General features: G+C 41.4%; 17 protein-coding genes. 8 read left to right on the forward strand and 9 right to left on the reverse strand.

Annotated features, from left to right (window positions below):
- Nucleotides 1-17 precede the first annotated feature (17 nt).
- From H6G08_RS25755 to H6G08_RS25780, 6 genes are all read left to right on the forward strand, one after another.
- Nucleotides 18-434, forward strand: a complete 417-nt coding sequence (locus H6G08_RS25755; protein ID WP_190548209.1) for a hypothetical protein — start codon at nt 18-20, stop codon at nt 432-434.
- 115 nt (nt 435-549) lie between these two features.
- Nucleotides 550-918 (forward strand): hypothetical protein, encoded by a 369-nt coding sequence (locus H6G08_RS25760; protein WP_190548211.1) that lies wholly within the window; start codon nt 550-552, stop codon nt 916-918.
- 71 nt (nt 919-989) lie between these two features.
- Nucleotides 990-1,592 carry a COP23 domain-containing protein gene (locus tag H6G08_RS25765; protein WP_190548213.1) on the forward strand — a complete coding sequence of 201 codons (603 nt, stop codon included), beginning with the start codon at nt 990-992 and terminating at the stop codon, nt 1,590-1,592.
- 28 nt (nt 1,593-1,620) lie between these two features.
- A complete protein-coding gene (locus H6G08_RS25770; RefSeq protein WP_190548215.1) occupies nt 1,621-2,403 on the forward strand; it encodes a S1 family peptidase in 783 nt (260 codons plus the stop codon).
- Nucleotides 2,404-2,478: 75 nt separating this feature from the next.
- Nucleotides 2,479-3,423 (forward strand): S1 family peptidase, encoded by a 945-nt coding sequence (locus tag H6G08_RS25775; RefSeq protein WP_190548217.1) that lies wholly within the window; start codon nt 2,479-2,481, stop codon nt 3,421-3,423.
- A 357-nt stretch (nt 3,424-3,780) separates the two neighbouring features.
- Entirely contained in the window at nt 3,781-7,500 is a 3,720-nt protein-coding gene (locus tag H6G08_RS25780) for a lectin-like protein (RefSeq protein ID WP_190548219.1), read from the forward strand.
- Nucleotides 7,501-7,966: 466 nt separating this feature from the next.
- Here H6G08_RS25780 and H6G08_RS25785 read toward each other — a convergent pair whose 3' ends face one another.
- Nucleotides 7,967-9,877: a beta-barrel domain-containing protein gene (locus H6G08_RS25785; RefSeq protein WP_190548221.1), complete on the reverse strand. Its 1,911-nt coding sequence runs from the start codon at nt 9,875-9,877 to the stop codon at nt 7,967-7,969.
- Nucleotides 9,878-10,046: 169 nt separating this feature from the next.
- Between H6G08_RS25785 and H6G08_RS25790 the strand changes: the two genes are divergently transcribed.
- Nucleotides 10,047-10,430, forward strand: a complete 384-nt coding sequence (locus H6G08_RS25790) for a four helix bundle protein (RefSeq protein WP_096646768.1) — start codon at nt 10,047-10,049, stop codon at nt 10,428-10,430.
- A 195-nt stretch (nt 10,431-10,625) separates the two neighbouring features.
- Here the strand turns inward: H6G08_RS25790 and H6G08_RS25795 are convergent, their stop codons facing one another.
- A complete protein-coding gene (locus H6G08_RS25795; RefSeq protein WP_190548223.1) occupies nt 10,626-13,547 on the reverse strand; it encodes a peptidase domain-containing ABC transporter in 2,922 nt (973 codons plus the stop codon).
- Nucleotides 13,544-14,296 carry a peptidylprolyl isomerase gene (locus tag H6G08_RS25800; RefSeq protein WP_190548225.1) on the reverse strand — a complete coding sequence of 251 codons (753 nt, stop codon included), beginning with the start codon at nt 14,294-14,296 and terminating at the stop codon, nt 13,544-13,546. Before H6G08_RS25800 ends, H6G08_RS25795 begins: the two co-directional genes overlap by 4 nt.
- An 834-nt stretch (nt 14,297-15,130) precedes the next feature.
- Between H6G08_RS25800 and H6G08_RS38315 the strand changes: the two genes are divergently transcribed.
- A complete protein-coding gene (locus H6G08_RS38315) occupies nt 15,131-16,042 on the forward strand; it encodes a CAP domain-containing protein (protein WP_190548227.1) in 912 nt (303 codons plus the stop codon).
- 574 nt (nt 16,043-16,616) lie between these two features.
- Here the strand turns inward: H6G08_RS38315 and H6G08_RS25810 are convergent.
- From H6G08_RS25810 to H6G08_RS25835, 6 genes are all read right to left on the reverse strand, one after another.
- Entirely contained in the window at nt 16,617-16,835 is a 219-nt protein-coding gene (locus tag H6G08_RS25810; RefSeq protein WP_096646764.1) for a type II toxin-antitoxin system HicB family antitoxin, read from the reverse strand.
- The gene (locus H6G08_RS25815) at nt 16,819-17,085 is read right to left on the reverse strand and encodes a toxin HicA (protein WP_096646763.1); all 267 of its coding nucleotides are present in this window, start codon (nt 17,083-17,085) and stop codon (nt 16,819-16,821) included. Before H6G08_RS25815 ends, H6G08_RS25810 begins: the two co-directional genes overlap by 17 nt.
- A gap of 489 nt (nt 17,086-17,574) precedes the next feature.
- Nucleotides 17,575-19,284 (reverse strand): NAD+ synthase, encoded by a 1,710-nt coding sequence (locus H6G08_RS25820; RefSeq protein WP_190548286.1) that lies wholly within the window; start codon nt 19,282-19,284, stop codon nt 17,575-17,577.
- A gap of 126 nt (nt 19,285-19,410) precedes the next feature.
- The gene (locus tag H6G08_RS25825) at nt 19,411-20,157 is read right to left on the reverse strand and encodes an NUDIX hydrolase (RefSeq protein WP_190548229.1); all 747 of its coding nucleotides are present in this window, start codon (nt 20,155-20,157) and stop codon (nt 19,411-19,413) included.
- The gene (locus H6G08_RS25830; protein ID WP_190548231.1) at nt 20,118-20,720 is read right to left on the reverse strand and encodes a nicotinate-nucleotide adenylyltransferase; all 603 of its coding nucleotides are present in this window, start codon (nt 20,718-20,720) and stop codon (nt 20,118-20,120) included. Before H6G08_RS25830 ends, H6G08_RS25825 begins: the two co-directional genes overlap by 40 nt.
- Nucleotide 20,721: 1 nt before the next feature.
- Nucleotides 20,722-22,131: a nicotinate phosphoribosyltransferase gene (locus tag H6G08_RS25835; protein WP_190548233.1), complete on the reverse strand. Its 1,410-nt coding sequence runs from the start codon at nt 22,129-22,131 to the stop codon at nt 20,722-20,724.
- Nucleotides 22,132-22,196 lie beyond the last annotated feature (65 nt).

A 22,196-nucleotide genomic window follows, 5' to 3' on the forward strand; every position in this document is an offset into this window, starting at 1 on the left:
AACAAAGGACTTTAAAAATGATTCGTCGTTCAGCTTCTATTGCCTTAACTACCTTAATGGCTTTACCTGTTGCCGGTCTGATTAATCAACTCTCAATTAATCCCGCAATGGCTCAAACTAGCAGATGTACTTTAAATGTTCAACCCGGTCAATCTGCATATTCTCGTGGTACAAATATTGCTGTTCGTTTCCACGTTACCCAAAATGGACATCCAGTTGCAAATACTCCTGTATTAGTTCAAGAAACCTATTATCATGAGTTTCGTAAAAGAACTGAGCAAAGAATTTTAACTCAGACACAAACCAATCATGAAGGTGGTTTTACATTACGTTATGAAGTACCTACAGAAGTATTCAAAGACAAAGTTAGTTTGTTATTTGTTAATCCTGTCGCTGGAGGTTGCTCTCGCTCTTTCGTCATCCCCATCGGTTAATAGTCATTTTATTTGATGTGTGACTAAGTGAAAATATAAATTCCCGATTTTTTCAACAAGTCGGGAATTTATCTCATCAAAATCATCTTAAGCATCATTTTTTTCATAAAAAGCCATGATGAATAAAACAAAAATAATCACCACTTTATTATGTATTGTCGGCATCTTAAATATTCCCCAAAAAAGCCAAGCAATAGAGATAAGAGGGTTATTAGATGAAATATTAAAACGTGGTATATGCGCGGTTGTGCAAGCGCAAAGTGGAGATTGTGCGCCAAATATAAATACATCACCAATTCCTACACCCACCACACCGCTACCTGACTCCTCATCTCCTAGCGAAGTGCCAAATATACCCACTGATACCAGTTCCAATATTCCCCAAACCTCGGAAACTTCGCCAATGTACAACAACTTTCAGGAGTTTCCCCAAACCAATCAAGAGGTAAATCCCCAAGATGAAAACCCAGACAGGCTTTGGTAGGTTTAAATTTTCAATGCATGGTTTTTCAAAGTTAACCCGATAAAGGATTAGTAGCGTTATTAAGCCAGGATATGAATACAACTGTACAATCCAGCGCCAAAGCCTTGAGTTTGGCTGTATTTACGAGTTTAGCGGCTGTTTTGAGTTGCCATCAACCAAGTTTAGCTCAAAGTACTACCTTCTTTTGCGATCGCAATTCGCAAGGAGTACTCACTACTTATGCACAGACTAAATCTCGTAATGTCCCGGTAATTCGTTGGAAGTCCTGGGATTTTGCAGCAGCTGGTTATACTCCAGAACAACGTTGTGAAGAAGTCTCTAGAAGGTTTCAAACCTATAAAAATAATGGGATGTTAAATTACATCACCACAGGTATCATGAATCGCCAATCTGTAGTTTGTGTCAGCAGCGCCAAAGGTGGTGGTTGTCAAGGTTTGTTATTTACTCTCAAACCAGGTGCAAATGCTAGCCGTGTCTTACAACAATTATTTGATATTAGTGAAGGTAAAAGTAATACTGTTGTCTATGAAAGTTTTGGTTCGTCAAGGAATACTCCAACTGATACTAATTATATTGATGTTAATCAGTTGTTGAATATTACCCCAGAAGAATCAACATCCGATCCTACCCCTAGCACTCAACCTGAAGTTATATCTCCCGAAAGAGTTTGGTAGTTCTGTAAATACCAACACTTGATGAGAGATGAAGAAAAGTTTGTTAATACTGACAATCTGTCTGAACTTTTACTTAGCTACCTTCCCTGAGCAGATATTACCTGAAAACACGACTTTAACAGTAGCTAATTCCTGCATCGCACCAGAACTATCAACAGTGCAATTGCATAAACATGCTAAATCAATTACCGTTAAAGTTTTTTCAGGAGATGCTTGGGGTTCGGGAATTTTAATTCATAAGCAAGGACAAGATTATACAGTTTTAACTAACGACCATGTATTAATCGCAGGACAAGGAAAACCATATCGCATTCAAACGCCTGATAGTCAGATTTATCATGCTGTTGTGATAGAAGCTGCTAAATTTTCTGGGCAGGATTTAGCCTTATTAAGATTTCGCAGCCAAACTAAAAACTATCAAGTAGCCTCATTGCACAAGTCGGGAAAATTATCAGTAGACAATGAAGTATTTGCGGCTGGTTTTCCTTTAGAATCACCAAATTTTTTATTCACTACAGGTAGAATCAAACTCTTGTTAAACCAACCGCTAAAAGGAGGGTTGCAAATTGGATATAGCAATGAAATTCAAAAAGGTATGAGTGGCGGCCCAGTGTTAAATCGTCAAGGTCAAGTGATAGCGATTAATGCTATACATGCCTATCCATTGTGGGGTAATCCCTATATATTTCACAATCAGGAAATCCCTAGTAAATCTCTACAAGAACAAATGAGCGCACTGAGTTGGGCTGTGCCCATCGAAACTTTTTTGAAAATGGCACCAAAGTCAATTATTAGTCAAGAGTGTTCATAAATGATGGTTAATATTTTGTTAACTATCTTTTCATTAATTGAATGTTGAAAATTTAGACTTCTTAGAGGAAAAATCATGAAATATCAAGATAATCTTGCAGCTATTTTAGCTGGTACAACTGTTGTTAGCGCTATTGTAATTATGCAGCCAGTAGCCGCTTTCGCAATGACTGGAGAAGAAATTAATAATATAGCTCGTGAAGTTACAGTTTTAATTAAAGGAGAACAAGGACATGGTTCGGGAGTAATTATTTCTCAAGAAAATAATACTTATCATGTGTTGACTGCTTATCATGTTGTTGCCCAACGGGATAATTACAAAGTTGTCACTGCTGATAAAAAAGCCTATCAATTAACTAAGATTACCCGCTTACCAAATGTTGATATGGCTGTTGTACAGTTTAGTAGCAATCAAAACTATAAAGTAGCAAAAATTGCGAATTCTCAACAAGCTGTTGTTGGTAACTCAGTGTTTATTTCTGGATGGCCTGCGCCTGGAAGCACTAAACAATTAGTCCGTCAATTTACATCTGGACAAATATCAGGAACATTAGACCAACCCATAGAAGGCTACCAAATGATTTACACTAATGTTACTCGTAAGGGAATGAGTGGAGGCCCGGTATTTGATGGTGGCGGTCGTGTAGTGGGGATTCACGGATTAGGAGATACAGAAGACCCCGATTTATTAACTAGACAAGGACAACTAAGTCCCGATACTGCGCAAAACATTGCTAGTTTAATTAAGCCTGGGTTTAATTATGCAATTCCTATCAATACTTTTTTAACTTTGGCTGCTCAACAAAAATTAGATTTAGCCTTAAAATTAGATTCTCAAAAGGCACCAAATACGGCTGTAGCCTATACGCCTTCAGCACAACCCGATAGTCGTGATGTCATTGATGATGTTAATAATGTTTTAGCTGATGTCAACCAAGGTATTAATGTAATTAATCAAACCACAGGTACTATTAATGAAGGAACGAATGCCATTAATCGCTTGTTAAATATTTTTCGCTGATGAACGCAACACTTAGGGTACAGCATTGTTCATTGGTGTTAACTTAACGCTAAGAAACCCAACACCCGAAAATTTTGGTATTGTTGGGTTTCACTCTGTTCAACCCAACCTACATTTACTACATTTACAGCATATTTCAGGTAAATGAGGTACGCGCTTCGGGGCATGGCAGTGCCAGTGCCCCTACAATAGCTAAAAATAGGCTCACTGAAAAATTATTTTGTCAGGATGCATGATTTTTCCTACCTCACCCGATACAGAGATAGGGGGGAGAAATCACTTATTCAATTAGTGTTTGCTTGTATCAAGCAGAATCCAGTGATAGATACCCCTTGTTCATCTATCGAGGATTGAGATATGCCAGATTTCACAACTAAACAACTCTTCACATTTGGCGATAGCATTTATTTCCTATCCGCCCCAGGTGCTTGGAGTGTTGTCCAAGCAGAAGCACTCAGTTTTGGCGGTAATCTTGTGACTATTAATGATGCCAAAGAACAAACTTTTTTAGCAGGTTTATTTGCCATTAAAGAACCGTGGATTGGTCTTTCTGATGCTAGCCAAGAAGGAATATTTACCTGGTTTGGGGAACAAAGTGCCTATCAAAATTGGCTACCAAATTTGCCCGCAATTGACCATATCCGGGACTTCGCTTATTTGACAAATACTGGCTGGAATCATGATGTTCAACATGCTAATCGCCAGGGCATTATTGAAATTAAAAACCCTGCTACCCCGATTTTGGTAATTGAAGATTTGGGAATTATTGAGCCTGCAAGTGGTACGAAACAAGCGCAATTTAAGGTGAAAGTCTTTGGTAGTAGTAGTCAGCCGATTACAGTAAACTATGCGACAGCCCCTAATACTGCCTTAGCTGGAACCAGTTACATACATACCAGTGGCACTCTGACTTTTAATCCTGGAGAAAAAGAAAAACTGATTAATGTCACTATTCGTAATGATGGTGAAGCAATCAGTGGTAAACAATTTTTTGTGAATTTGAGTTCGGCAACCAATGCGGTTTTAGCAGACAATCAAGCTACAGGCACAATTACTGAATTCAGCAACGCATTCAGTTTTGGCGGACGCACTTATTTATTATCAAAAGCAGGTAGTTGGGGTCAAGCGCAAGTAGAAGCCCAAAGTTTTGGTGGTAATCTTGTGACTATTAATGATGCCAAAGAACAAACTTTCTTGGCTGGCTTATTTGCCATTCAAGAACCGTGGATTGGTCTTGCTGATGCAGGTAAAGAAGAGACATTTACTTGGTTTGATGAACAAAGTGCTTATCAAAATTGGCTGCCAAATTTGCCAAGCGCTGACCATATTCGGGACTTTGTTTATTTGACAAATGCTGGCTGGAATCATGATGTTCAACATGCTACTCGCAAAGGTATTATTGAGATTCCTACTGCTTTATCTGTTCCCATTCCAGATATGACTGCCAAAACAATTTACACCTTTGGCAATAGTATATATCTCCTGAGTTCCTCGGGTAGTTGGGGTCAAGCGCAAGTGGAGGCTCAAAGCTTTCAAGGTAATCTTGTCACAATTAATGATGCCAAAGAACAAACTTTCTTAGCAGGTTTATTTGCCATTAAAGAACCGTGGATTGGTCTTTCTGATGCTAGCCAAGAAGGAATATTTACCTGGTTTGGGGAACAAAGTGCCTATCAAAATTGGCTACCAAATTTGCCCGCAATTGACCATATCCGGGACTTCGCTTATTTGACAAATGCTGGCTGGAATCATGATGTTCAACATGCTAATCGCCAGGGCATTATTGAAATTAAAAACCCTGCTACCCCGATTTTGGTAATTGAAGATTTGGGAATTATTGAGCCTGCAAGTGGTACGAAACAAGCGCAATTTAAGGTGAAAGTCTTTGGTAGTAGTAGTCAGCCGATTACAGTAAACTATGCGACAGCCCCTAATACTGCCTTAGCTGGAACCAGTTACATACATACCAGTGGCACTCTGACTTTTAATCCTGGAGAAAAAGAAAAACTGATTAATGTCACTATTCGTAATGATGGTGAAGCAATCAGTGGTAAACAATTTTTTGTGAATTTGAGTTCGGCAACCAATGCGGTTTTAGCAGACAATCAAGCTACAGGCACAATTACTGAATTCAGCAACGCATTCAGTTTTGGCGGACGCACTTATTTATTATCAAAAGCAGGTAGTTGGGGTCAAGCGCAAGTAGAAGCCCAAAGTTTTGGTGGTAATCTTGTGACTATTAATGATGCCAAAGAACAAACTTTCTTGGCTGGCTTATTTGCCATTCAAGAACCGTGGATTGGTCTTGCTGATGCAGGTAAAGAAGAGACATTTACTTGGTTTGATGAACAAAGTGCTTATCAAAATTGGCTGCCAAATTTGCCAAGCGCTGACCATATTCGGGACTTTGTTTATTTGACAAATGCTGGCTGGAATCATGATGTTCAACATGCTACTCGCAAAGGTATTATTGAGATTCCTACTGCTTTATCTGTTCCCATTCCAGATATGACTGCCAAAACAATTTACACCTTTGGCAATAGTATATATCTCCTGAGTTCCTCGGGTAGTTGGGGTCAAGCGCAAGTGGAGGCTCAAAGCTTTCAAGGTAATCTTGTCACAATTAATGATGCCAAAGAACAAACTTTCTTAGCAGGTTTATTTGCCATTAAAGAACCGTGGATTGGTCTTTCTGATGCAGGTAAAGAAGGGACATTTACCTGGTTTGGGGAACAAAGTGCTTATCAAAATTGGCTACCAAATTTACCAAGTGCTGACCATATTCGGGACTTCGCTTATTTGACAAATACTGGCTGGAATCATGATGTTCAACATGCTAATCGCCAGGGCATTATTGAAATTAAAAACCCCACTAAGCCAATTTTAGTGATTGAAGATTTAAGTATTGTTGAAGCTAGCAATGGCACGAAAGAAGCTGTTTTTATTGTGCGGCGCTATGGTAACAGCAGTGGTACTGCAACTGTGAAATACAGTACGTCTAATAATACAGCGATCGCAAACAGTGAATACAAAGCTACTAGTGGAACGCTGACCTTTGCCCCAGGTCAGAGCGTACAGACAATTAGTGTAACTATCCTCAAGGATGCTGACACAATTACACAAGAAAGCTTTTTTGTCAATCTGAGTGCGCCTACCAATGCTATTTTAGGAGACAATCAAGCGATCGCCACTATTTATGAATCGAGCGACGCTGCTATTTTTGGTGGTAAGACCTATTTGTTATCAAAAGCGGGTAGTTGGGGTCAAGCGCAAGTACAAGCCCAAAGTTTTGGTAGTAGTCTCGTTACTATTAATGATGCCGCAGAACAAACTTTTTTGGCTGGAAAGTATGCTAGTCAAACTCCCTGGATTGGTCTTTCGGATGCTGCTAAAGAAGGAACATTTACCTGGTTTGGCGAACAAAGTGCTTATCAAAATTGGCTACCTAATTTGCCAAGTGCTGACCATATTCGGGATTTCGTTTATTTGACAAGCGCTGGCTGGAACCATGATGTTCAACATGCTAACCGCAAAGGTATTATTGAGATTGCTAATACTGTTAATTTAGTTGGCAGTACAGGTAATGATTTCCTTTATGGCAGTGAAGGCAATGATACTATTGATGGTGGCGCTGGGAACGATCAGCTAATTGGTAAAGCTGGGAACGATCGCCTAATTGGTAACGCTGGTAATGATAACCTCATTGGTAATAGTGGTGATGATATCCTGATTGGCGGTACTGGCAACGATACCCTCGCTGGTGGTAGTGGTGCAGATACGTTTACTTTCAATTCTCGCAGTGAAGGTATTGACAGAATTACCGATTTCAGCGTTGTTGATGATGCGATCGCTGTTTCTGCTGTGGGTTTTGGTGGTGGGTTAATTATTGGTACAATAGCCGCTACACAGTTTGTTATTGGCACAGCCGCCACCACTACTAGCCATCGATTTATTTATAACAATACCAATGGCGCACTTTTCTTTGACCAAGATGGTTTGGGAGGAGTAGCACAAGTTCGCATAGCTACTCTCAATACTGGGTTAGCGATGACTCATGCTAATATCTTGGTAATTTAGCAATTCTGTAGCAATCATATTTGATGTTTGTTGATACCTATTTAAATAGGGTTTGCGGTACATCAATATATTCTAGAGGGCATGGCATTGCCCATTGGTGTCAACTTAACGTGAACCCTATAGCCCGACTAGGAATGAATTCCTAGTCTCATAGCAAAAGTCATCTGAAGATGACTAAAAATTCTCACAAATCCCTAGTCTACTTCAGTAGACTTGAACTATTAGCCTTGGAATTCATTCCAAGGCGGGTGACAAAGCTATTCGAGAGGCTATTTATAGCTTACAGCTATTTTCAGGTAAATAGACCACGCTGTAGGGGCACGGCATCAGTAAAATTATTGTATGTATCAAAAGATTATCGGTGCCGTGCCCCTACTATAGATGTGGTTCAAATAGGTGAAAACTGCTGTAAGTTGACACCAATGTGCAATACTGTGCCCCTACAAAAATCTTCTCTGGTAAACAACTAACGTGTATATTTCAAACTTTCAACTTTGCCTAAAAACTTGTCTGTAAAAATGCTCATGACAGTCCGCTTGCGCAGGTTAATATTGGCATTTAAAGACATACCTGATTGCAAAGGCACTTCTGTACCGTTCACATTCAATGATTGTTTATCTAAACGAATTTCGGCAGAGAAACGATAATAAGGATGGGTTTGATCGGGGGGTAAAGCATCGGAACCAATCCTGACTAATTGCCCTTTAATATCACTAAATTCGGTGTAAGGGAAGGAGTCAATTCTCACATCAACAGGCATTCCGGCTTTGACAAAACCGATATCATTATTGGTGATATAAACTTGGGCGACTAGATTGTCTGGCGGGACAATTTTTAAAATGGTTTCGCTGCTGTTATAAACATATCCAGAACTACGGGGTTTTAAATCAAAAACAATCCCATCATCGGCGGCGCGCAGTTCTTGATATTTCATGTTTAACTGAAGTTCGCTGAGTTCGCTGTTAATTTCTTGGACTTTTTTCTGATTTTCAATGATTACTTTGGTAAGTTGACTATCTATATCAGCGATGCGTTTTTCGTTGTCGGCGATTCTGCTGAGTAAATCTTCTTTGGAAAGGGCGATCGCATTTTCGAGTTTCTTTTGTCCTTGAGCGATCGCTAATTTTAACCGTTCTTGTTCTTGTACAAGGCGATTGACTTCGGCTTGGCTAGCATCTGCGGCTTGGCGTTTTTCTAGATAAGGTAAACGGGCAAATGCGCCTTTTTCGACTAAACTTTCCAGGTTATGGGCAATTTCTGAATTAGTTCTCAGGCTACCTCTCGCGTTAATCAGTTGGACTTGAATTTGATTTAACTGACGAGTTAACTGTTCTCGATCCAAGCGTACCGACTCAATCCGCGTCTCTCTTTCTAATTGTCTAGTCAGTAAACGTTGGCGGTAACGGGGGTTTAAATCGCGAATTCCTGAACCTTCGTTTAATTCGGCGCGGAAAAGTTGATTTTCTTGAATTAATGCCGCACGATTTTCTGTTAGCGCTGCTAATTCCGGTAATTCTTTCAATTGCGCCGTACTAGAATTAGCGGTAGGCGATCGCATCTGCGATTGATAAAATTGATTTTCTGCTAACAAACTGGCGCGAACTGCTTCCAGGGATTTTAATTTCGCCTGCGTTGTAGTGCGATCGAAGCTAACTAATAAATCGCCTTTTTTGACTCTTTGTCCTTCTTGAACGTGGATTTTGTCAATGACTCCCCCTACTGGCGCTTGAATGTCTTTGACAAAACCTTTAGGTTCGAGTTTCCCCTGTACGGGAACAGATTCATCAATTTTAGCAGTAGAAGCCCAAACGACAGCAAAAGTACTGACTCCAACTATGCTCCACACAATAGCATGAGACCAAGCGCGAGATTGTTGGAGGATGACAGGCTGATCGAATTCTTCTTTTTTTGCTTCCTTGTCTTTCGGTATCGGTAATCCAGAACCGAAAATACCCGCATCACCTTGTAACATAAGTTGCCATTGACGCTGGGCTTCGGGAAAGCGTTTCCAAACTAAAAATATGCCGCCAATCGCAAACAAACATAAAAAACCGCCCGTAGATAGGAGCATTTCCATATTTACGGGACGATATTCTACAGCTTCGGCATAATTATTATGATAATTGTTATTTTCTGTTAGTAATTGTTGTTTTTGTAAATTTTTTTGCTCTACTTCCTGCGGTTTCTTGGGACTCGTTTCCTGATTAACAGGTGGTGAAAAAGCTAACTCCATGCTTTCTGGTTCGCTAACACAATCACTCATATCAGATTTTGCTGGAGTAGTCTCATTAATCCGAATATCTTGACAGTGCTGAGTAAGTTTTGCTGGAACATCGGAACATTGTGTGCAAGCTAGCAGCAAAGATAAATCTGGCATGGTGGTTTTCTCGATCTAATAGTAGGGAACAGAAGGGACAAGGGAAGGAGGACAAGGGGGACAAGGAGGACAAGGAGGACAGGAGGATAACGGAAGGGGGACTGGTGGGTTAGGGAAAAATGGGTGAAAATGGTATTGAAAATGACGTAAAGGATACGGGGGTTAGGCAGTGAAGGAATCATTTAAAAGCCATGAAGATTTAGCAATATTTAATTTGGCATTTAATACAGCTATGACAATCTTTGAACTGTCAAAAAGGTTTCCTGTAGAAGAAAGATATGCGTTGATAGACCAAATGCGCCGTTCATCACGTTCTGTATGTGCCAATTTAGCAGAAGCTTGGAGAAAACGTAGATATAAAGCTGCGTTCATAGCTAAATTAAATGATTGCGAGGCTGAGGCTAGTGAAACTCAAGTGTGGATAAAGTTTGCCGTCAAATGTGGTTATTTAGAAGTAGAACAAGGACGAGAACTATACAGAACATATAACCAAGTTTTAAGTGGACTAGTACACATGATTAACAATCCCAATAAATGGATCATCCATTTCTAACCTCATTCCTCCTTCCCTTATTCCTTCATAACTGCCATTCTTGTTGAGATATAACAAGGGCGAGAACTATACATAACACATAACCAAGTTTTCAGTAGACTACTACACCTGATTCACAATCGCAATAAATAGATTATCCATTTCTAACCTCCTTGTCCTCCTTGTCCCCCTTGTCCCCCTTGTCCCCTTGTCTCCTCATAATTGCGATTCTTGTTGTTGAAACAGGCAGTAATATCGCCCTCGCATCGTCATCAGTTGAGCGTGTGTTCCTTGCTCCGCAATTACACCCCGATCCATGATGATGATTGTATCGGCGTTTTTTACCGTGTTTAGTCTGTGGGTAATAAATAAAACGGTGCTACCCTGAAAAAATTCCATTAAATTCCGACAGACTTGTTGTTCTGATTCGTAATCTAAAGCACTGGTGGCTTCATCAAGAATCAGTAGTCGGGGATTTTGTAAAACGGTACGCGCGATCGCAATCCGTTGGCGTTGTCCCCCAGAAAGGGCGGAACCTCTTTCTCCAACTATGGTGTTGTAGCCATCCGGTAGTGCCATGATGAAATCATGTGCAGCAGCAGTTTTGGCGGCGGCGATGATTTCTTCGGTAGTTGCTTCTGGTCGAATCAAGGCTATATTATCTTGAATTGTGCCTTCAAACAAAAGGGTATCTTGTAGCACTATACCGATTTGGCGACGCAAGGAGTTTAACTCTACTTTCCTTATATCATAACCATCAATTTGAATTTGTCCGGCGACAGGTTCGTATAATCGGGGTAATAATTTTGTCAAGGTACTTTTCCCGGAACCGCTTTGTCCAACTATACCAACAAAGGTGCCAGGAGGAATTTCTAAATTGATATTGATCAGTTTTAAGCTATCTTCGGGGTGAAAACCAAAGGAAACGCCATTGTATTTAATTGCACCAGCAATTTCTGGGAGTTGAATATTTTGGCGATCGCTGGCTTTGACTTCGGGTTCGGAGTCTAAAATATCACCAAGCCGTTCAATGGATAAGGCGACTTCTTGGAAGCTTTGGGAAAGTTGAATTAACCGCAGTAGGGGACTGGTGACATAACCTGCGATAATCCGGAAGGCGATTAACTGTCCTAAACTCAGTTGATTGGATATGACTAAATGCGCACCTGCCCACAACAAGACAAAGCTGGAAAATTGATTTAAAAATCCGCTAATAGAGTTAGCTGTGCTAGAGGTGAGGACATTTTTAAAGCCGGCGCTGATGTAACGAGTATAGCGATCGCGCCATTGCCAACGAGATTTTAATTCAATATTCTGAGCTTTAACTGTTTGAATGCCGGTGAGTATCTCCACTAAATAAGATTGGGTATCCGCATAGCGTTCGGCTTTTTTGCGTAACTGTTGCTGCACAATCGGTACTACAAAGGTGGTGAGAATGGCAAATAATGGTACAGTCGCTAAAGCCACCAGAGTAAGCATCCAACTGTAAAACAGCATAATACCGATATAAATTACCGAAAATATCGCATCAAGAACTACTGTTAATGCTGTTCCCGTGAGAAATTGGCGAATATTCTCTAATTCGTTAATTCTTCCCGCTAACTCACCCACCCGACGACGTTCAAAATAACTCAGAGGTAGGCGCAGTAAATGTTCAATCACTTCTGAACCTAAGCGGATATCAATACGGTTGGTGGTATCCGCAAATAAATAAATCCGCAAACTCGTCAAAGCCGCCTCAAATACACCAATTACTAACAGGAAAATCCCTAAAATATCGAGAGTGTCGAGGCTTTTTTGAATTAAGACAGTATCGATGATGATTTGGGTAACAATAGGATTTGCCAAGCCAAATATCTGCACAAAAAACGAAGCTACCAGAACTTCAAACAGTACCAGACGAAATTTCAAGATAGAAGGGATAAACCAACGCAGACTGAATTTCTCAGGGCGATCGCTTTCTGTTGTTTCTACCGTTAATACTTGTCCTGATTCTCCCCAAATTTGAGCAAATTCTGCCGGATGATAGCAATTTACCCCTATTTCCGGCGCAGCAACTACAATTTCTCGCTCAGTAATTTTGTACAGCAGCGCGAGATTTTCTTGCCAATAAATGATAGCTGGCGCATTCAAGCGGTTCATCACATGAACTGGAACTTTCACTAAATGGGCTTGCAAACCCATCATTTCTACCACTGCACCAGCTACTTGTAAGGTAATCTGGTTATTGGCTTTTAGTTGATTGGTGACAACTTTGCGAATTAAATCGCGGCGAAAAGTACCCCCCAATATCTGATGCAACATCTGAAAACAGGCTAAGGGGGTATCAATTTTACCTTTCCCTGCTACAAAAATAGTTTGTGCTGGGGCGAGATTTTCCGCTATCGGATCGGGTGGATATTCGGGAGCCGGGGCAATTTTGATACTAGCGATATGTTCTGGCGGATAATTCCAGGGAATCCCCAATAAGCGCACTGGGGTGGAGTTTTGCCAAGTTTGTGGCTTGTCGCTCAAAGGTAAGCGATCGCTCCCCCCAATACCCTCAATGCTACCTGCACTGACTAACCATAAACGCTCCTCATCAAAATCCTGGGAATTTACGGAACCAGGCGGTAAATTAATTACCTGTGTATCTTGCCAAACTTGCCGAGCTAAATCTTTAATATCGGTAGTTGCATCAGCGTGACGCTGGATTTCTTGACTGAGGAGTTCAAAAACTTCGCTAATATGCGATCGCGATCGCACAGATACCGCAAATTCTGGTTCTCGCTCCAGCAAACGCTGAAATTCTCCCGCTTCGAGAGTAATAGCAATTACTTCCGTTGAAGCCATGACAGCTTCGCAACTTTCCCCCCGCACCAAGCCTAACCATCCCACAAACTCTCCTGGTTCGAGAACTGTTAAACTAACTTGCGAGTTAGTCCACCGCTCCTCAGCCAATACCCGCGCTTGTCCTTGATAAATCACCATGACTTGTGCTGGCATTCTATCTTTTACCAGCATCCATTGTCCGGGGCGATATTGCAACAATTGACAGCGATCGGCTACGGTTTTTACGGTATCAAATCCCAGTGTATTAAATGGGGGAGTTGCGCTGAGAAATTCAACAATTTCGGTCTGGGTGATAATTGGCGTCATGCCAAAAGATACTCCACACAATAGTTAGCAGATTCTAGGCGAGTTTTAATTTCTTCTTCGATCCAAGCTTCAAACAGTTCGTTTAGTAGATATTGCTGCGTATTTTCATTGAACTCAATTGGTGTAAATTGCTCTAAGCGAATAATCACATACCAATCCGCTATCAGATGAGGTTTCCAGATTTGACCGGGTTGACTGACAGAAAGAATTTGCTGAATTGTTGGGTGCGGTTGCGATAAGGGAACTGGCCCAATTAATCCCCCGGTTTGAGCTTCCGAGCCTTGAGAATATTGTTGAGCTATAGTTGCAAAAGAATGTTCTCCCTCAACAATCCGAAAATATAACTCTTGGGCTAGACCTTCATCTTGAGTACGAATCATGGAATATGTTACCCGGTCTAAATCTGCTTTACGCTGCAAGAAATAAGACTCCAGTTTGTTACCCCAGATTGCAAGTTGGAATTTTTGGATTAATCGGGGACGAATCGCCAACTCCCTCATAATTGGTGGAGTTACAAGGTTTTTTTGCAACCATGCTTGTTCTTTCTCTGGTGAGGTAAGTTGGTGATATTCCCGAAAATTGGCGATCGCTTCTTGAGATTCTGCTTCAGTACAAGAAAAAGATGCGATCGCTTCGTCTATCACTTTGGCACGTAATACCTGTGGTAACAGTTGATAACGATTTAACAAAGACAGTAATTGTTCTGTCTGGAGATTTTCGTTACCCAGTTGTAATTTTTGTGTCGTCATAATTCCCGACTAGCACGTTCAGCACTCTAAATTTGGGGCAGAAATCTGTATCATCTCTCGCCTGAGAGTATTGAAAGATACCAATAGTTAATGGGTATCTTCTTTCTCTGTGCAAGAAATTTTGATGACATCCGGAACTTTTTCCAAAATTCTTGATGAAATTTTTATCTTGATTGTAGCCACCTTAGCTAAAACTTCACATTATATATCGTTATCAGCGTAATTTTTAACAAGGTTAGATTAACTACACTGAAATTTTATTAAATTTTTAGTAAACTAATACACTTTACATACCGAGAATGTTGTAGTTTCAAAACTAAGTAGAACAGTGGAAATAACTCAAAGTATATAACGTAACTAAAACCTCTTTTCTTCTGCCCTCTGCCTTTTCGTAAAGCTAAATTTTTTTTGGGAAAAATCAATATTTCAGCCATCAATACAGATTAAATTTTTAAGTATAAAATTTTATTTCTACGCAATGTGACAGTTTATCGTCCGGCACAAGGCAAGGAGCGATCGCGCTCAAGTGTCTTTTATCCTGAGGGAAAGCGACGGATGTATTACTGCTTACATCATTTTCCATTTACCCTACGGGTCTGAATTAAATCACTAGCGCTCAAATCTACTCACAGACCTCGAATTATGGAAGTCGCAACAGAAAAACAACCCTCCCATCGGTAACTTTGAAGTTTCCGATCCAAGATTTTCACAATACTCTCACGACCTGAATTGATACCTAATTGACACCTCCTCAGGTTTGCTCTACCAAAAGTTACAGCAGAATTCGTTTTGCTGTGGAGTTCATGCGAACAAATCGTTATGAGGATTTTTGAGATGGCTACATTGACCTTTGAAGAACAAGTTCTCAAACTAACCAATGATATCCGAATTGAGAACGGTCTTTCACCATTCAAAGCCAATAGAGAACTCAACTATGCAGCTGACAAATATGCAGAGTTGATGTCAGCGAAAAATTACTTTAGTCACACAGGCCCCGATGGTTCCACACCTTGGGAAAGAATGAAAGCAGTTGGCTTTCAAGCTCAAACAATGGGAGAAAATATCGCTTTCGGACAACCAACACCCGAAGCAGTCGTCAAAGCCTGGATGGATAGTCCCGGACACCGCGCTAATATCCTCAATCCCAGGTACACTCAACTCGGTGTAGGCGAGGATAAAAGATATTGGGTACAAAACTTTGGTAGTGACGATCTCGATCCCACCACTAACATTCCCAATTCTGGATCTAATTCCGGTACTCCACCCACACCCCCAATCAATACACCCCCAACCAATAATGTATTTGCGAGGGAAATTAGAGGCGGAAACGGTAACGATGTCCTAACTGGTAGTTCTGGTAATGACAGGATTTGGGGCGGTAAAGGTAACGATATCATCAATGGTGGTGGTGGTAACGATCGCCTAATTGGTGGTTTAGGCATAGATAAACTCACTGGTGGTGCAGGATTAGATACCTTCGCTTATAAAAGCTTAGGAGAAAAAGGCGATACCATCACAGATTTTAACGTCAGTCAAGATAAGATTGACTTGCGCCAAATTATGGCGAGTTCAGCTTACCAAAGCCAAAATAAATTCGCTGATTTCCTCCAATTCCAGCAAGTTGGTAGCGATACCGTTGTCAAATTAGATATGGATGGTAAAACTAAAGCTGGCGGCTTTGATAAATTTGTTGTGTTAGAAAACGTCAACGCCTCTCGCTTAAATGCTAGTAACTTTCTTGTCTAATTAATCCAGTTCTCAATGCTCCTTTGCAGTTAGGGTGGGGTAAACCCACCCCCTTCTTAAAATTAGACTCAAGTTTGTTTTCTTTCCCTATTAATGTTCCTGCGGCGAATTTGAGATTTTAAATTCTGGTATAAACTCAAAATCTCAAATTAATTCATGAATTTTGTTCCCTATTAATGTTCGTGCGGTTTTCACTGCGATATTGTATCTGTCGCGGCTCAATATATTCTAGAGGGCATGGCATTGCCATGCCCCTACAATCTGTCCCATTCTTTTTTTCAATTAACTGGCTCCCATGCTCTGCGTGGGAGCGATTATCTGTGGGCTGCCGCCTCAATTTATCAGCTTTCGAGGCAGAGCCTCGCAATATGCATTTCCAGCCAGAGGCTGGAAACGAGATAGAGAAAGGTTTTTAGCTTAAGTTGATACAGGTGGGTAATGCCATGCCCCTACGATCTGTCCCATTCTTTTGTTTAATTAATATGAGGAATTTAATCCTGATTTTAAGACTAAATTCCTCTCTGCGAGACGCTGCGCGAACAATACAAACCTTTAATTATTGCCGCACTTTTGGCTAATTATAGGCAGTTACCGGACGTTGTTTCGGTTCGGGAATTGGTCGCTTTAATCTTTGGGCAATTTCGACCCATTCCTTCATGATGACTTCTACATATTGCAGTGCTTCTTGATAGGTTTCTCCATCAGCAATGCAACCGGGTAAGTCTGGAACTTCGGCTATAAATGCTTGGTCTTCTTCGCTCCAGTAAAGAATTATTTCATACCGAAATTTCATGTTTAATTCCTATCTGGTACTTAAGAATGACTGAGCGCACAAGTTTCACTTGATAGGCTTTAGCTTTTCCGTTTTTGTGTTGGAGATTTAATATTTCTGCAATACCTTTTTTGGTAAGAATATAATGTCCGCCACGAATTTGCTCATCAAAGCCTAGTCTGTTTAACAGTTGCCAAAGTTGAGCGAAAGGAATTGCTGTATCAGCAGTCCCCGCTAGGATTTTTGCTAAGATCGGGTCTGGTTGACTCACTGGTTTGACAATCTTTTCCTGATTCTATAGTCTCTTATTTATTTAAGACTGTTTTGATGTTTATAGCATGTCTTAGTTGAAAATGGGGTATTGGGCAAGGGGCATGGGGCATTGGGCATGGGGTATTAATTTTTATCTCCATTAATCTGTGGTTTCTTGTTGTCTTATATTCTGAGTTTTGTCAGAGTTTTATTGGCTACCAAAAACAATTTTTTACTGAAAATTTGGGTATAGAGTCGCCGTCCTTCGCTTGACAGCTTTTTGGTACAATAGTAGGAACAGGCAGGGCATTGTCTGTTGGGCTAGGTGATGTAAGACGGGCTATGCCTGCTGTTGCTGTTTGAATCCAGAATCCCTGAACTTTCTCTTCAGGGAGTATGTCAATGAATTCTCAGATTACCATCTATAGTATCTTTGGCTACTATAGCAATCTGTTAGACCTATCTCCCTTGTCCTCCTTCCCTTGTCCCCCTTGTCCCCCTTTAATTGCTACACTGTCGGGATAGGTTTGGTTTTAACTTGAGGAGTATTTTTTAAAGCCGCCCAGCTACTAGCAATGGGCATTCGCCAACCTGTACCAAAGGCGCGATCGGTAATTTTTAAGCCGGGAGGTGCTTGGCGGCGTTTAAATTCGGCACGGGCTAGCATTTGAATTATCCGATCTACAATCACTGGATCGTGTCCGGCGCTGACAATTTCGGCGGCGGCTTCGTGTTTGTGAATTAGCCGTTCTAAAATATCATCTAAAATTTCGTAAGGTGGGAGCGAATCTTGATCGACTTGTCCCGGTTTGAGTTCTGCGCTGGGTGCTTTGGTGAGAACATTTTGGGGAATGATTTCGCCCTGACGATTTAACCAATGGCAAATTGAATATACACGGGTTTTGGGAACGTCGGCTATAACTGCTAACCCACCGTTCATGTCACCATATAAGGTACAGTAACCTACCGCCATTTCCGATTTATTACCAGTGGATAACAGAAGATAGCCAAATTTATTGGCGATCGCCATTAATAAGTTACCTCGAATCCGCGATTGCAGATTTTCTTCGGCGATACCAAATTCCGTTCCTGCAAATAACTCTGCTAAGGAGTTATCAAAGGTTTGCATGGGTTCGGCAATGGGTAAAATGGTCGTTTTTATACCTAAGTTTTCCCCCAAAGCTAAGGCATCGCTAATGGAATGCTCGGAACTGTAGGGAGATGGCATCAGTACACCGAAGACATTTTCTTTACCTAGTGCGGCAACTGCGATCGCGGCGACTAAGGATGAGTCAATTCCCCCGCTTAAACCGAGTACAACTTTCGAGAAACCACACTTCCTGGAATAGTCTTTAACGCCTAAAACCAAAGCTTGCCAAATTTCCTCATCTTCTGACTCTTGTATAGGCGCAACTTTCCCTGGCTTAAAATCTCGTTGTTTTTCGTCAAATTCCACCACGAGTAAATCAGTGTCAAAGCCACGGGCGCGGGAGATAATTTCACCTTGACGACTCAAAGCAAAGCTGCAACCGTCAAATATCAAGTCATCATTACCGCCGACTTGGTTAGCATAGATCATCGGTTGCTGAAACCGCACCGCACTATGCTTGAGCATCAATTCTCTAAATTGCTGCTTACCGACACTGTAAGGAGAAGCGGACAAATTCACAATTAAATCTACACCTAAAATTGCTAAATCCGCGATCGGGTTAACTGCATAAGTGCGTTTCCCCCAAAATTCCTCATCATTCCATAAGTCTTCGCAAACAGTCACGCCAATATGCAGATCGTCCAAGGTGAAATAGTTGGCTTGTAAACCTGGTTCAAAATAGCGGATTTCGTCAAAGACATCATAAGTAGGTAACAGCCGCTTGTGGAAAATTTGCTTTACCTGTCCGCCAATTAACAAAGCGATGCTATTAAATAAAGGTTTACCACCTGTAGTATGGACTTTGAGATTTTCGTCTACTGTTCCCACCAAAACAGCTAAATTCGGTGGTAAATCTCGCGCCAATTTTTTCAGGGTAGTACCCATCGCCGCGACAAAACTAGGATTTAACAATAAATCTCTCGGCGGATAACCACACAAAGATAATTCTGGCGTTAATAGTAAGCGCGCACCAGAGGCTACAGCTTTTTGTGCAGCTTGGAGAATTTGCTGCGCATTTGCGGTTAAATCACCAATTTTTGGATTGAGTTGAGCGATCGCTATTTTCATATTTTTTATTGGGCATTGGGCATTGGGCATTGGGCAATAGTCATTTGTCATTTTTATATTGACTTTGGACTATTGACTCTTGACTTTGGACTATTGACTATTGACTCTTGACTCTTGACTTTTTAATTAAATAAATACCAAAGGCTTATCTTTAAATGGCGCAAAAGCTTCGGCGTCAAACTTATATAAACTAGCGGGACGACCTGCACCACGTGATACTTTAATTCCGGTATCGCATAAAAAACCTAATTTGAGTAGACGAGAACGAAAATTAGAATAATCGGAGAAGTTTTCACCTAAAACTGTGGTGTATAACTGATATAAATCATTTAATGTAAACATTTCTGGTAATACTTCAAACGCCACGGGGCTATACTCCAATTTATTACGCAAACGTCTGTGTCCGTAAGCCAAAATCTGATCGTGATCGAAAGCTAATTGGGGTAATTGTTTAACTGGATACCAAGCTATTCCCGTGACGCCATCAGCAATTAATTCTGCTTCTTCAAACCGCACCAGGGCAAAATAACTTACCGATAGATAGCGCACATTGTAACTATCGTTAGCTTCTCTGGGGTCGCGCTGGGGGCCGCCAAAGGTATATAACTGTTCTAAATAGAGATTATTCACTCTAATTTTTTCAGCCATAATCCTATAGGCTGCATCTTCTAAAGATTCTCCTTGACGCACCAAGGTACCAGGAAGACTCCAAGAATTTAAAAATGGCTCTTGCTGACGCATAATCAACAGCACGAGCAGTCGATTTTGGGCAGTATCTACAGAAAAAATTACATTATCAACGCCAACCTTGAAATCAGCCAAAGGTTGTTGATTTACCGGAGTTGGAAACTTTTTGTGGTTTCGTCCTGGCATTTGTACAAATGCTCTCGATTAATATAGGCGACTACAGGGGGGGTGAGGGCATGGGAATCTCCATGTTCGCGGTAAGCTGTGGAAGAAATATCTAGTCCAGTTAAGCTGGCGATCGCAATTTTCCCGCCTAGCTTTTGCACTCCCTCTAAACTAGACTCATCTATCGCATATCCCGGTCGCGGCACTACTAATAATTGCACTTGCCGCAACAAATCTTCAACTTGATACCAACGGGGTAGTTGATTTAGCAAGTCAGAACCAATTACCAAGGTATAGTCGGTATCTTCTCCCCAACGAACTTTAGCTTTTTCCAAAGTTTCTAGGGTGCGATAGCTACTTAACTCTTGTTCCAAACCAATATTGTGGCGTGATGTGGAAATATCCGCAATCAACAAGCGCAACATCGCCGCCCGATGCAATAATGCGGTTTGATGGGATTTAAACGGATTATCCGCCGCCCAAACCGCCACGCGATCGTAACGTTCCGATAACCAACTCAAAATCGCCTGATGTCCCGCAGTTGGCGGATCGGCACTAGTTCCAAACAAAGCAATTCTCTGCATCTTATCTCTGTGCCCTCTGCGCCTCTGTGGTTTGTTTCCTCGTCTTCTGTGTCAACTCCTGCAACTCGGCAGAAATTTCCACATTCACTGATACAGGATGCTTTAATTGCCTTGTTTCCTCTGGTAAACTGGCAACCGATGCTGCAGTTCGCTGGCGAATTCTTTCTATAGATTCAATTGGTTGCAGTTGCTTCCCAGCTTTCATTACCAATTGCAGCAGCGCTTCTTCCCCCGCAGGATTTTCCGAAGCTAATCCTAATCTATCAAGTTGAATTTTCCCTCCAGCGAAGGAGCGAAATATTTGCTTGCGTCCGGGATAGGTAGCTTTGTCACGAGATTCTTTCATGACTGGGATACCATCAATTTCTACAAGTTTGTAAACACCATTCACAGGCGCACCCGTAACTAGCTTTGTACCCAAGCCATAACCATCAATTTGCGCACCTTCGGCTTGTAAGCGAGCAATTTCCCACTCGTCCAAGTCGCCGCTAGCAAAAATTGTCACATCCGGCAGGAGCGATCGCACTGCTTTGGACAAACTCACCAAATCTCCCGAATCTAACCTGACTCCCGTCAAATGCATCTCTTTGGAATTTACTTTTGCTGCTAATTGTTCTGCCGCCGCGATAGTATCGTAAGTATCAATTAACAATGGCGCACCTGGAAAATACCGATGAAAGGCTGTAAAGGCTTGTTCTTCAGTTCCTGCCATTGCTGACAGTGCCATCACCAAGGCGTGAGCCATCGTACCACTTGGTTGCTGATCGAGTTGTAGCGCCGCTAACACATTAGAAGTCGCATCCAATCCGCCAGCTAAAGCCGCCCGCGCCGCCCACAATGAGCCTTGGGGGCTAAATGCGCGTCTGGTACCAAATTCTAAAAGTGTTGCTTGTTTTCCCGCTACATCCCTGAGTCTAGCGGCTCTGGTGGCAATTAAAGTTTGATAATTAATCGTATTTAATAGATAGGTTTCTACTAATTGGGCTTGCCAAAGGGGGGCTTCAATCCGCAATATCGGCTGATTAGCAAAGATAGCTGTTCCTTCCGGTACCGCCCAAACATCGCCAGTAAAACAGCCATCAGCTAACAACGCCCAAAAGCGATCGCTCGCATGAGCAAAAATCCCCGTTCTTTGCAAAGCCGCAATCTGAGATTCGCTAAAACGCAATTTTTGCAAATATTCCAATGCTTGGGCTAACCCCATCGCAATTAAATAGCCAAACCCCTCTGGTAACCGCCGCACAAATAACTCAAAGCTGGCTGGTTTGTGTTCTACGCCTTCACCTACATAACAAGCCGCCATTGTTAGTTGATAAAGATCAGTCAGCAGGCTGTAATCAACCGCAGCTACATTGAGTTCTGGCTGTTGTTGACTGTTTGTATATCTTTCCAAGTCCGGGAAAGTCGTCATGCCGGAGCGTCCTTAAAAGAATGCTTGTTACATTTATGGTAGATTTTACCATAAATCTTGTCAAG

This window comes from Calothrix anomala FACHB-343, from assembly GCF_014696435.1.
Classification (GTDB): domain Bacteria; phylum Cyanobacteriota; class Cyanobacteriia; order Cyanobacteriales; family Nostocaceae; genus Aulosira; species Aulosira anomala_A.